Genomic DNA, 12,337 nt, shown 5'->3' on the forward strand with positions numbered 1-12,337 from the left:
GTCAAGGGTCTTCCGGGTGGTGGTAGTCGTTCGTGCGCTGCCCGCGATCGAGATGCGGCGGCGGAATCCACTCGGTGCGCCCGTTCGGCAGCTTCCTTGTCCGCCAGCCCTTTTCGAGGAGCTTGTGGTGCGGTGCGCAGGCGAAGGTGAGCCCGTCGGCATCGGTCCGGCCGCCGGCGGCCCACTCGTCGACATGGTGGACCTCGCACCAATAGCCCGGCGCGTCACAGCCCGGGTGCGTGCAGCCGCGGTCCTTCGCGTAGAGGACGATCCGCTGGTCCGGTGTCGCGATCCGCCGTGAGCGGCCGAGATACAGTGGGCGACCGGAGTGTTCGTCGAACACGGCCAGGTAGTGGTAGGCGTGGCTCGCCATCCGGATCACGTCGCGCATCGGCAGCACCGTGCCGCCGCCCGTCACCGCGCGCCCGGTGCCGCAAGTGAGCTGCTGCAGCGTGGTGGAGACGATGACGGTGACCGGCAACCCGTTGTGCGCCCCCAACCGCGGGTCGCCCAGCTGGCCGCGCACCAGCGCGTTGATCGCGTCATGCTGGCGCTGCGCGTGACTGCGCGTGTCACCGCTCTCGGGCTGGTCCCCGGGTTCGCCCTCTATGTAAGGCTTTTCGTCGTCGGGGTTGCACATGCCGGGGGCGGCGAAGCGGGCCAGCCACGCGTCGAGGTTGGCGCGCAGTTCCGGGGATGCGACCAGCTTGCCGACGCTCATCCCGTCGGGCCGTTGCGCGGCCCAGCTGAAGCCGCGCTGACGGGCGCGGTCGACATCGGAGAACTTCCCGTCGGGATTGAGTCGTAATGCGCACTGGTGCGCGACTTTCTGCAACTGGTCGGGACGCAAACCGGCCGCCTGCCGGGCCAGGAATCGCTCGGCCGAATCGACCTCCTCGGCGCAGACGGCGGCCGGCAGGTCACGCACGAACGCCTGGATCACCCGCAGGTGCTGGCCATCGAGGACGCCGTCGCGCCACGCCGCGGCGGTGGCGGGCAACTCCGGTGGCAACTCCTGGCCGGTGAGCGTCAGCCGCGGCGAGAGCTGCTTGGCGTCTCGGACCCGGCGGCACGCGTCGGCATAGCTGATCCGCAACCAGTCGGCGATGACCTTATGGACCGGTCCGCCGACCTCGGCGGGATCCTCGTTCGCCAGGCCGGCGACCACCTCGGTGCCGACCGCGGTTTGGCGCCGGTGCGAGGTTTCCATCGCGTCCAGCACGTGCAGCCGGACGACGGGGCTCAGCGCGCCGAAATCGAGCCCGCGCACCGCCGCGTCGGCCGCGTCCAGCGCGTCCAGGGCGGCGGCCACTTCGGGCGGAACTTCGATCGAACGCATGTTCGAACAGTAAACCGCCCGGCCCAGCACGCGCCATCGAAAACGCGCCGGTTGTGGATAAACACCCGACTGTGGATCAATCGGCCCGGTCTAGGGTGAAACCCATGCGGGTAGGCGTCTTGGGAGCTAAGGGAAAAGTCGGCTCGGCGATGGTGGCCGGCGTGCAGGCCGCCGAGGATTTGACGCTGTCCGCCGAGGTGGATGCGGGGGACTCGCTCAGCCTGTTCACCGACGCCAAGACCGAGGTGGTCATCGACTTCACCCACCCCGACGTGGTGATGGGCAATCTGGAGTTCCTCATCGGCAACGGAATTCACGCCGTCGTCGGCACCACCGGCTTCACCGCCGAGCGGCTGGACCAGGTCGAGAAGTGGCTGGCCAAGAGCCCCAACACGAGCGTCCTCATCGCCCCCAACTTCGCGGTCGGGGCGGTGCTGTCCATGCACTTCGCCAAGCAGGCGGCGCGCTTCTTCGATTCGGTCGAGGTGATCGAGCTGCACCATCCGCACAAGGCCGACGCCCCATCGGGCACCGCCGCCCGCACCGCCAAGCTGATCGCCGAGGCCCGAAAAGGCTTGCCGCCCAACCCCGATGCCACCAGCACCGGCCTGCCCGGCGCCCGGGGCGCGGACGTCGACGGCATCCCCGTGCACTCGGTGCGGCTGGCCGGGCTGGTCGCGCATCAGGAGATCCTGTTCGGCACCGAGGGGGAGACGCTCACCATCCGCCACGACAGCCTGGACCGCACCTCGTTCGTGCCCGGTGTGTTGCTGGCGGTGCGGCGCGTCGCCGAACGCCCCGGCCTGACCGTCGGGCTCGAGCCCCTGCTCGACCTGCAATGAACGCAGCCCTGCGCACCCAGTTGCTGATCGCGTTCCTGTGCGTGGCGATGCTGGCGTACTTCGTGCTGCTGGGGCGGATGGCCGTAGCGATGATCGCCTCGGGCCGGGCGGCCGCCGTGGGCCTGGGGCTGGCGGTGCTGATCATGCCCCTGATCGGGCTGTGGGCCATGGTGGCGACGCTGCGGTTCGGGTTCGCCCACCAGAAGCTGGCCAATCTGATCGCGGCCGACGGCATGGAGCTCGACACCAGCGCGCTGCCGCGGCGGGCGTCCGGCCGCATCGAACGGGGCGCCGCCGACGCGCTGTTCGCCTCGGTGCGCACCGAAGTCGAAGACCACCCCGACGACTGGCGGCGCTGGTACCGGCTGGCCCGCGCCTACGACTACGCCGGGGACCGCCGCCGCGCGCGCGAAGCCATGAAGACGGCGCTGGAGTTGCAGGGCCGCCTGTGAACGAGACACCGCGCAAAACCCTGCTGATCGTCCACCACACGCCCTCCCCGCACTGCCACGAGATGTTCGAGGCGGTCGTCTCCGGCGCCACCGACCCCGAGATCGAGGGCGTGGACGTCGTTCGGCGGCCGGCGCTGACGGTGTCGCCGGCCGAGATGCTGCAAGCCGACGGCTACCTGCTGGGCAGCCCCGCGAACCTGGGCTACATGAGCGGGGCGCTCAAGCACGCGTTCGACTGCGCCTACTACCAGCTGCTGGACTCGTCGCGCGGGCGCCCGTTCGGCCTCTATCTGCACGGCAACGAGGGCACCGAGGGTGCCGAACGCGGCGTCATGTCGATCACGACGGGGCTCGGCTGGGTGAAAGCCGCTGAGACCGTGCTGGTTTCGGGCAAGCCGGACAGGGGCGACCTGCAGGCCTGCTGGGAACTCGGCGCGACGGTCGCCGCCCAGCTCATGGAATGAGGCGCCTAGGTGTAGGTCGGTTTGAACGCCTCGGCCGGTTGGGCCAGGGCCAGCGCCGAGCTGGTGCCGATCGGCCCGTGCCGGTCGAACAGGGTGGCGGCGCCGGTGGCCACCCCGGCCGCGCCGTAATGGCTTTGCGCCGCCAGCCCCAGGAATTCACCGTCGGGCAGGCGGCTGGCGGTGACGGTGTAGTCAGCGTTGATGTAGCGCAAACCGCCTGTGCCCCAATGGGTCAGCGAACTCGTGATGTCCCCGACGAAGGCCAGTCGGGTGAACGGGGTCAGCGGGTAGCCCTGCACCATCGGGCGAAAGATCCTCGTCCACGCGAACTTTCGGGAGTGGGACTGTTCCCACTCACCGGCCGCGATGCCCGGGCTGCCCGCGTCGGTGGCCCCGTAGCCCCAGATCAGAAACGGCATGTCGGCCGGGAAGCCGCCGGAATCGGCCGGGGGCGACGGCATGGCCAGGGGTGCGGACCACACCTCCCCTTCGGGATGCTCCCCCCGGCGCAGGAACAGCGCACTGGCCCGCGCGACGGTGTTGCCGTTCTGCACCAGCGCGCCGTCGACGAGCTTGATCCGCCTGCCCTCCCGCTGCACCGAGGTCCGGATCTGCACCGGCTCGAGCAACGCCGGGCGGAGCAGGTCGACCGTGAGGCGGGCGGGCTGAAAGTCGGGCTCGACGCCGGATTGCTCTATGCCCCAACCCAACAGGCCGCCGACATTCTGGCCGCCCATCGCGGCCCCCCACGGTCCCCGGGTCAGCGGGCCCGGCACAAAGGAGTCACCGTCGACAGTGAAGAACGCCTCGGGCATGATGGCGGAATCGTCGACCGTCACGGCCATCACGATAGGACACGCCGATAGTAAGGACCGGGCATGCCTCCAGTGATCGAAATTCCGCGCGGCCACAACCCGTTCCCGACGACAGGCGTGACCCGCGACGCCGACGGCGTCCCGCACTATGACGACCTGCCCGCCACGCTGCTGGACATGCTCGCCGAACAGGTCGACCAGCGCCCGAACAGCGAGGCGGTGGTCGAACTCGGCGCCGGCCGATTGACCTACCGCCAGCTGTGGGACCGCGCGGCGCGCGTCGCCGGCGGGCTGCGCGCGGGCGGGTTGCGACACGGTGACCGCGTCGCGGTGCGTTACGCCGCCAGCGTCGACTGGGTGCTGGCGTTCTGGGGCATCGTGATGGCCGGTGGTATTGCGGTGGCGGTCAATACCCGCTCGGCGCAACCGGAAGTCGAGTTCGTCCTCACCGACTCCGGGGCCACCCTGGACCTGGCGGCGGACACCCCGCTGCCCGACGGCCAGCCGTATGTGACGGAGCGACTGGACCGCACCGACGTGGCCGCGCTGTTCTACACGTCGGGCACCACCGGCCACCCCAAGGGGGTGCCGACCACCCACGAGGCCTTCTTGACCAACACGGAGAACGCGATTCGCTGCCTCGACCAACCGCGCGACCTGGGCGAAGCGATGCGCACGCTGATCTCGGTGCCGCTCTTCCACGTGACCGGTTGCAACTCCCAACTGCTGGCCGCCACCCGGCTGGGCGGGGCCTCGGTGATCATGCCCGCCCTCAACCTGGACCGGTTGATCGCCACGCTGGCCGCCGAGCGCATCTCCGTCATGGTCACCGTCCCGGCCGTCTACGCACTGATGTTGCGGCACAGCGGCTTTGCCGACGCCGACGTCTCGGGCGTCCGCTGGGTGGGCTACGGGGGCGCGCCGATCGCCCCGTCGCTGGTGCGTTCGGTGCAGGACGCCTTTCCGCAAGCCACAGTGTTCAACGGCTACGGCATGACCGAGACGGCGTCGCTGATGACCGTGCTCCCGAGCCGCGACGCCGTGGAGCACGCCGACTCGGTCGGATACGCGGTCCCCTCCGTCGACCTCGGACTGATTCCCTTCGGCGGCGATGAGGAGGGCGTCGGCGAGCTGGTGGTGCGCGGCGCGAACGTCACCGCCCGGTACTGGAACCGCCCGGAAGCGACCGCGGCGACCATCGTGGACGGTTGGTTGCACACCGGCGACGTGGTGCGGGTTGACGAGGCGGGCCGCGTGCACATCGTCGACCGCCTCAAGGACATCATCAACCGCGGCGGCGAAAACGTGTCCAGCGTCGAGGTGGAAGCGGCGCTGCTGGCGGCGCCCGGTGTTGCCGACGCGTGCGTGTTGGCGGTTCCCGACGACATCATGGGCGAGAAGGTGGGCGCGGTGCTGTTCGGCGGCGCCGACGAGATCGACGTGCCGGCGGTGCTCGACCACTGCCGCGAGCGGCTCGCCGACTTCAAGGTGCCGCAGTACGTCACGGTGGTCGACACCGCGCTGCCGCGCAACGCCGGCGGCAAGCTGCTCAAGGGCAGGCTTCGCGAGCAGGTGCAGTGGGGGGAGCCGCTGCGATGAGCGCCACGGTGCTGATCGCCAACCGCGGCGAGATCGCGCTCCGAATCGTCCGCACCGCAGTCGAATTGGGCATGCGAACCGTCGCCGTATACGCCGAGGACGATGCCGACAGCCCGCACGTGCACGCGGCCGACGAGGCGATCGGGCTGCCGGGCGCCGGGCCGCGCGCCTACCTGGACCAGCCCGCCCTGCTGGCCGCGGCCAACAGCTCGGGTGCGGAGCTGATCCACCCCGGGTACGGCTTCCTCAGCGAGAACGCCGAATTCGCTCGTGCCTGTGTCGGCACGGGGTACGCGTTCGTCGGGCCTGGCGGCGAGGCGCTCGAACTGCTGGGCAACAAGTCCGCCGCCCGCGCCGCCGCCGTCGCCGCCGGAGTGCCGGTGTTGCCCGCGACCGACGGGCCGAGCAGCGTCGCGGACATCGAGGCGTTTTTCGCGGCCCGGGGCGGGGCCATCATGATCAAGGCGCTCGCCGGCGGGGGCGGCCGGGGGATGCGCGCGGTGCGCCGCGCCGACCAGATCGCCGGCGCGTGCCGACAGTGTGCCGCGGAGGCGCAACTGGGCTTCGGCGATCCCGCGCTGTTCGCCGAGGCGCTGCTCGACGGCGCGCGACACATCGAGGTTCAGGTCGTCGCCGCGCCGGCGGGACACCAAACGCGCGCGCTCGCGCTCGGCGACCGCGACTGCAGCATCCAGCGGCGCTATCAGAAGCTCGTCGAAATCGCCCCCGCCCAAGGGCTTTCCGGCAGGCTGCGGCACGATTTGCACCAGGCCGCGGCCAGGTTGTGCGCGCGCGTCGCGCTGCGTGGGCTGGCCACGGTCGAATTCCTGGTCGCCGGTGAGGAATTCGTGTTCCTCGAAGTGAACCCCAGAATCCAGGTGGAGCACACCATCACCGAGGAGACGACCGGCTTCGACCTGGTGGCCCTCCAGCTGGCCATCGCGGGCGGCGCCTCCTATTACCAGCTGGGCCTGCCGGCCGGAATCGCCTCCGACGGTAACGAAGTCATCGGCGAGCCCGCCGCGCATCGCGGCATCGCGATCCAGGCCCGGGTCAACGCGGAGACGTTCGCGCCCGACCTGTCCGTCGTGCCCGCGGCCGGCACGCTTACCGTGTTCACGCCGCCGAGCGGGCCCGGGATCCGCGTCGACACCTACGGCCGGGCCGGCCTGGTCGTCAACGCGCAATACGACTCGCTGCTGGCCAAGGTCGTCGCGCACGTGCACGGGTCGTCGGCCCCGGCGGCGCTGCGGAAGGCCCGCACCGCCCTCGCGGAGTTCGGCATCGAGGGCGTCCGCACCAACGTCGACTTCCTGCGTGAGCTGCTGGGTGATCCCGCGCTGGAATCCGGTTGGGTGACCACCGCTTTCCTCGACGACAAGCTGCCGGAGCTGGCGGCGGCGGCGTCGACACACCAGCACGAGGTCCGCGCCGCACCGGTCGAGCTGTATCCCGGCGAGGACGCACTGCGTGCCCAGCTGGCCGGCACCGTCGTCGAGGTGGTGCCCGAGGGCGCCGACTTCGGCGCGGGCGCCCAGCTCGTGGTCCTCGAGGCGATGAAGATGCAGCATGTGCTCGCCGCGCCGGACGCGCTGCGGACCGTGCGCGTCCTGGTGTCGCCCGGGCAGGTGGTCGGCACCGGCGACCCGCTGCTGGTCTTCACCCGCACCGACGCCGCCGCTGGGGGCGAGTTAGCAACGGCGGCAACGGATCTCGACCGTACGCGCGCGGACCTCGAGGAGGTGCGCCGGCGGCACCTGTTCACCCTCGATGAGGGCCGGGAGGCCGCGGTGGCCAAGCGGCACCGGCAGGGTCGCCGCACGGCGCGGGAGAACATCGCCGATCTCGTCGATCCCGGCAGCTTCGTCGAATACGGCGCACTGGCCATCGCGGCGCAACGCAGCCGGCGCTCGGAGGAGGACCTGATCGCCAACACCCCGGCCGACGGCCTGGTCGCCGGCCTGGCCACGATCGGCGCCGACCGCTTCGGGCGGGCCGCGGCCGAGGCCGTCGTCGTGTCCTATGACTACACGGTGCTGGCCGGCACGCAAGGCATGCGCAACCACGCCAAGACCGACCGGGCATTCGACCTGGCCACCCGGAAAGGGCTGCCCGTGGTGCTGTTCGCCGAGGGCGGCGGTGGCCGGCCGGGCGACACCGACGTCGGCGGCGTCGCCGGGCTGGACGTGCCGACGTTCCGGATGCTGGCCGCGCTGAGCGGGCGGGTGCCGTTGATATCGATCGTCTCCGGCCGGTGCTTCGCCGGGAACGCCGCGCTGGCCGGGGTGTGCGACGTGATCATCGCGACCCCGGACGCCAACATAGGGATGGGTGGGCCGGCGATGATCGAGGGCGGCGGGCTCGGCGTGTACCCGCCGGAGGCCATCGGTCCGATCGGCGTGCAGCGGCGCAACGGCGTGGTCGGCCTGGTCGCGCGCGACGAGGCGCACGCGGTATCGCTGGCCAAGCAGTATCTGTCGTATTTCCAGGGCTGCGTGGACGATTGGGCCGCGCCAGATCCGCGGCTGGCCCGGCATGTGGTGCCGGAGAACCGATTACGCGCCTACGACGTGCATCGGGCGATCGAGGCGATCGTCGACACCGGCTCGGTGCTTCAGTTGCGACCCGACTACGGCGTCGGCATCGTCACCGCCCTCGTCCGCGTCGAAGGGGCGGCGTACGGGCTGATCGCGAACAGCACCCACCACCTGGGCGGCGCCATCGACGCCGAGGCGGCCGACAAGGCCGGCGACTTCCTGGCCCTCTGCGAATCGTTTGGGCTGCCGGTCATTTCGCTGTGCGACACCCCTGGCTTCATGGTGGGCCCCGATGCGGAGGTCCAGGCGGCGGTCCGGCGGTTCGGGCGGATGTTCGTGCTGGGCGCGCGGTTGACCGTGCCGCTCGGGATGATCATCCTGCGCAAGGGATACGGGCTGGGCGCGATGGCGATGGCCGGCGGTTCCTTCCGCGCCCCGCAATTCACCGTCGCGTGGCCGACCGGCGAGATCGGCGGGATGGGGCTCGAGGGCGCGGTGCGCCTCGGGTTCAGCAAGGAGCTGGCCGCCGAGGGCGACCCCGTCAAACGCCAGGAACTGTTCGACAAGCTGGTGGCCGCGGCCTACCAGCACGGCAAGGCGCTGCGGGCCGCCACCACATTCGAACTCGACGACGTCATCGACCCCGCGGAATCCCGGGCCTGGATCACCAGGCTCCGGGAGGCCCGGAGCTGATCAGGCGTGGCCGGAACCGCAGCCGACGCCGGGCAGGCAACCCTGTCCGCCCGGAATGCCGCCGGGTCCCGCGTTTTGGCCGCCGGAGCCGCAGCCGACGCCCGGCACGCAGCCCTGACCGCCGGGACCGCCGCCGGGCCCGTTGAACTGGCCACCGGAGCCGCAGTTGCCGTTCGCGTCGCAACCGCCGCCGCCCGGGTCGTCCTTGAAGACGACGTGCGTGGGCGCCGCGGACGGCGCAGCCGCGACGACGTGGGAATCGGTCATGGCGATCGGCGCCACGGCGATCGCAGCGGCCGCCGCCCCGCCCACCATCAGTCTTTTCATGGGGGTTAATTTCACTGACATGCGCGTCGCATACCACGCACACACCCGCATAAACATCGGCAAACGCACCGCAACGGAAGGCGCACCACGATGACATCACTGGATCTGAGCGGCCGAACCGCGATCATCACCGGCGCCTCCCGCGGCATCGGGCTCGCGATCGCCCAGCAGCTCGCGGCCGCGGGGGCGAACGTGGTGCTCACCGCCCGCAAGCAGGAGGCCGCCGACGAGGCCGCCGCGCAGGTGGACGGCAACGCCCTGGGCGTCGGGGCGCACGCGGTCGACGAGGACGCCGCCCGGCGCTGCGTGGACCTCACGCTCGAACGTTTCGGCAGCGCGGACATCCTGATCAACAACGCCGGCACCAACCCGGCCTACGGCCCGCTGATCGACCAGGACCACGCCCGCTTCACCAAGATCTTCGACGTCAACCTCTGGGCGCCGCTGCTGTGGACCTCGCTCGTCGTCAAGTCGTGGATGGGCGAGCACGGCGGCGCGATCGTCAACACCGCCTCCATCGGCGGCCTGCACCAGTCGCCGGCCATGGGGATGTACAACGCCACCAAGGCCGCGCTGATCCACGCCACCAAGCAGCTGGCGCTGGAGCTCTCGCCCCGCGTCCGCGTCAACGCGATCGCCCCCGGCGTGGTGCGCACCCGGCTGGCCGAGGCGCTGTGGAAGGACCACGAGGACCCGCTCGCGTCCTCGATCGCGCTCGGGCGCATCGGCGAGCCCGCCGACGTCGCCGCGGCCGTGGCCTTCTTGGTTTCCGACGCCGCGAGCTGGATCACCGGTGAAACGATGGTCATCGACGGTGGCCTGCTGCTGGGCGCGGCGCAGGGCTTTCAAACGCGGCCGCAGGGCTAGCCATGAGCACCGAAGAGTGGTCGGTCGACCTCCAGGGGCGGGTGCAGGCGCTGCTGGACGAGCACGACCCGGCGGCCACCGACGCGCGCGAATTCCTTGGGGCGCAATACGATGCGGGGCTGGCCTGGGTGCATCTGCCGCGCGGCTTCGGCGGCCTTGACCTGCCGCGCAAGGCTCAGGAACTCGTCGACGCCCAGCTGTCCGCGGCGGGCGCGCCGGTGGGTGGCACCCCCAAGAACTTCATCGGCATGGGGATGGCGGCGCCCACCATCGCCGCGTTCGGCACCGACGAACAGAAGCGAAAGTTTCTGCGCCCCTTGTTCACTGGCGAGCAGGTGTACTGCCAGTTGTTCAGCGAACCCGGCGCGGGATCGGACCTGGCGGGGTTGGCAACCCGGGCGGTCCGCGACGGTGACGACTGGATTGTCAACGGGCAGAAGGTGTGGACGTCGATGGCGCAGCACGCGCAGATGGCCATCCTGGTCGCCCGCACCGACCCGACGGTGCCCAAACACTTTGGCCTGACGTACTTCCTGTGCGACATGACCCAGCCCGGCGTCGAGGTGCGTCCGCTGCGCCAGATCACCGGCGAGGCCGAATTCAACGAGGTGTTCCTCACCGAGGTCCGGGTGCCCGACGCGAACCGGCTCGGCCCGGTCGGCGGCGGCTGGCGGGTCGCGACCACCACGCTCAACAACGAGCGCGTCGCCATCGGCACCCGCGCCGGAACTCCGCGTGAGGGCGGCATGATCGGGAAGGTCACCAAGGCGTGGCGGGACAACCCCGCGCTGCGCGACCCCGCGCTGCACGACGAGCTGACGAAACTGTGGGTCGACGCGGAGGTGCTCCGGCTGGCCGGCGAACGGTTGCGGCAACAGGCCCAGGCCGGTCAGCCCGGGCCGGAAGGCGCGGGCATGAAGATCGCCTTCGCCAAGCTGGCGCAAGCCATTTCGGGTTTCGAGATCGAGCTGCACGGCGAGGCGGGTCTGCGGTACGACGACTGGACCATGCGCAGGACCGAGACCGTCGACCTGATCGGGCGCGAGCCCGGTTACCGCTACCTACGCGCGCGCGGCAATTCGATCGAGGGCGGCACCTCGGAAATCCTGCGCAACACCATCTCCGAACGCATCCTCGGCCTGCCCGGCGAGCACCGCGTCGACAAGGATGTCGCCTGGAAGGACCTGGATCGATGAGCGACCTGCTGTACTCCGATACCGAGGAGGCTTTGCGCGACAGCGTTCGGCACCTGTTCGCCGACCGTTGCCCGCCGGAAGCGGTGGCCCGCGCCTACGACGCCGAGCCACCAGACTTCTCGAACGTCTGGCGCACCCTGGCCGTCGAGCTGGGGGTGGCCGGCCTGCTGGTCCCGGAGTCGCTCGGCGGCGCGGGCGCCGGCGCTCGGGAGGCCGCGGTCGTCATGGAGGAGATCGGCCGGGCCGTCGCGCCGGTGCCGTACTTGTCCAGCGCGGTGCTGGCCACGGTCGCGCTGTTGGCCGCCGGCGACACCGAAACCGTCTCCGCGCTGTCGCGAGGTGAGCTGACCGCCGCGTTGGCGGTGCCGTTGTCGACCGGGCCCGGCGATCCGGTGCCGGCGGTGAGCGGCGGCGCCGACGGGTTGAGCGGATCGGTCACCAGCGTCGCCGGCGCCGCCGAGGCGGACGTGCTGGTGGTGCCGGTCGCCGGCCCGGACGGGCTGGAGCTGCATACCGTCTCCCGGCCCGCCGCGGGTGTCCAGGTGTCGCCGCTGCTGGCCTTGGACATGACGAGACCCCTTGCGGACGTGAGCTTTTCGGCGGCCGACTCGTCGCGCGTCGGGCCGGCGGACGGCCCGATCGCCGAGGCCCTGCGCACCGGGGCGGCGCTGCTGGCGTCCGAGCAACTCGGAGTCGCCCAGTGGTGTTTCGCGACGACCCTGGATTATGCCAAGCAGCGCAAGCAGTTCGGCCGCGCGATCGGCTCGTACCAGGCGATCAAGCACCGGCTGGCCGATCTGTGGTTAGAGGTCAGCGCCGCGACCGCGGCGGCCCGCCACGCCGCCGACACGTGCGCCCGGGACGACGACGACGCGCCCGTCGCGGCGGCCCTCGCCCAGGCATATTGCAGCGGCGTCGCCGTGCACGCGGCCGAGGAGTGCGTCCAGCTACACGGTGGCATCGGCATGACGTGGGAGTATCCCGCCCACCTGTACCTCAAGCGGGCCAAGAGCGACCAGTTGGCCTTCGGCACCGCATACCGTCACCGGGCCCGCCTGGCCGCGTTGGTGGGCCTGCCCCCCAGTTAGTTGCGCTCGCACTGATTTTTAGCGCGGAGCGGACGCCGGATGGGAAACTCTCTGTCGCGCAGCGACATTCGTCGGCGTGCGGGCGTGTCGCCCCGATGTGCCCGTCACCGCACTCGCA

General features: G+C 71.0%; 11 protein-coding genes. 8 read left to right on the top strand and 3 right to left on the bottom strand.

Features of this window, described 5'->3' with window-relative positions:
* Position 1: 1 nt before the first annotated feature.
* A complete protein-coding gene (locus A5680_RS01325) occupies positions 2-1,339 on the bottom strand; it encodes an HNH endonuclease signature motif containing protein (protein ID WP_067815491.1) in 1,338 nt (445 codons plus the stop codon).
* Positions 1,340-1,443: 104 nt separating this feature from the next.
* Here A5680_RS01325 and dapB point away from each other — a divergent pair, with 104 nt between their 5' ends.
* The 3 genes from dapB to A5680_RS01340 all read left to right on the top strand — a co-directional run bounded on the left by dapB (position 1,444) and on the right by A5680_RS01340 (position 3,097).
* Positions 1,444-2,181 carry a 4-hydroxy-tetrahydrodipicolinate reductase gene (dapB, locus tag A5680_RS01330; RefSeq protein WP_067815296.1) on the top strand — a complete coding sequence of 246 codons (738 nt, stop codon included), beginning with the start codon at positions 1,444-1,446 and terminating at the stop codon, positions 2,179-2,181.
* The gene (locus tag A5680_RS01335; protein ID WP_067815299.1) at positions 2,178-2,633 is read left to right on the top strand and encodes a hypothetical protein; all 456 of its coding nucleotides are present in this window, start codon (positions 2,178-2,180) and stop codon (positions 2,631-2,633) included. The genes dapB and A5680_RS01335 overlap by 4 nt, the downstream gene beginning before the upstream one ends.
* Positions 2,634-2,695: 62 nt before the next feature.
* Positions 2,696-3,097: a flavodoxin family protein gene (locus A5680_RS01340; RefSeq protein WP_067815495.1), complete on the top strand. Its 402-nt coding sequence runs from the start codon at positions 2,696-2,698 to the stop codon at positions 3,095-3,097.
* A gap of 5 nt (positions 3,098-3,102) precedes the next feature.
* Here A5680_RS01340 and A5680_RS01345 read toward each other — a convergent pair whose 3' ends face one another.
* Complete coding sequence (locus A5680_RS01345; protein ID WP_197499709.1) at positions 3,103-3,936, bottom strand: acyl-CoA thioesterase domain-containing protein; 834 nt, start codon at positions 3,934-3,936, stop codon at positions 3,103-3,105.
* A gap of 39 nt (positions 3,937-3,975) precedes the next feature.
* Here A5680_RS01345 and A5680_RS01350 point away from each other — a divergent pair, with 39 nt between their 5' ends.
* A complete protein-coding gene (locus A5680_RS01350; protein ID WP_197499710.1) occupies positions 3,976-5,511 on the top strand; it encodes a class I adenylate-forming enzyme family protein in 1,536 nt (511 codons plus the stop codon).
* Positions 5,508-8,741 (top strand): carboxyl transferase domain-containing protein, encoded by a 3,234-nt coding sequence (locus tag A5680_RS01355; RefSeq protein ID WP_067815308.1) that lies wholly within the window; start codon positions 5,508-5,510, stop codon positions 8,739-8,741. Before A5680_RS01350 ends, A5680_RS01355 begins: the two co-directional genes overlap by 4 nt.
* Here the strand turns inward: A5680_RS01355 and A5680_RS01360 are convergent, their stop codons facing one another.
* Entirely contained in the window at positions 8,742-9,068 is a 327-nt protein-coding gene (locus tag A5680_RS01360) for a hypothetical protein (protein WP_055405614.1), read from the bottom strand.
* Between the two features lie 90 nt (positions 9,069-9,158).
* Here A5680_RS01360 and A5680_RS01365 point away from each other — a divergent pair, with 90 nt between their 5' ends.
* From A5680_RS01365 to A5680_RS01375, 3 genes are read left to right on the top strand one after another with little or no spacing between them, the layout of a single operon-like run.
* Entirely contained in the window at positions 9,159-9,935 is a 777-nt protein-coding gene (locus A5680_RS01365; RefSeq protein ID WP_055405613.1) for an SDR family oxidoreductase, read from the top strand.
* Between the two features lie 2 nt (positions 9,936-9,937).
* Positions 9,938-11,131: an acyl-CoA dehydrogenase family protein gene (locus A5680_RS01370; RefSeq protein WP_067815311.1), complete on the top strand. Its 1,194-nt coding sequence runs from the start codon at positions 9,938-9,940 to the stop codon at positions 11,129-11,131.
* Positions 11,128-12,219 (top strand): acyl-CoA dehydrogenase family protein, encoded by a 1,092-nt coding sequence (locus tag A5680_RS01375; RefSeq protein ID WP_067815313.1) that lies wholly within the window; start codon positions 11,128-11,130, stop codon positions 12,217-12,219. Before A5680_RS01370 ends, A5680_RS01375 begins: the two co-directional genes overlap by 4 nt.
* Positions 12,220-12,337: the final 118 nt, after the last annotated feature.

The organism is Mycobacterium sp. E2989, from assembly GCF_001667595.1.
Lineage (GTDB): Bacteria > Actinomycetota > Actinomycetes > Mycobacteriales > Mycobacteriaceae > Mycobacterium.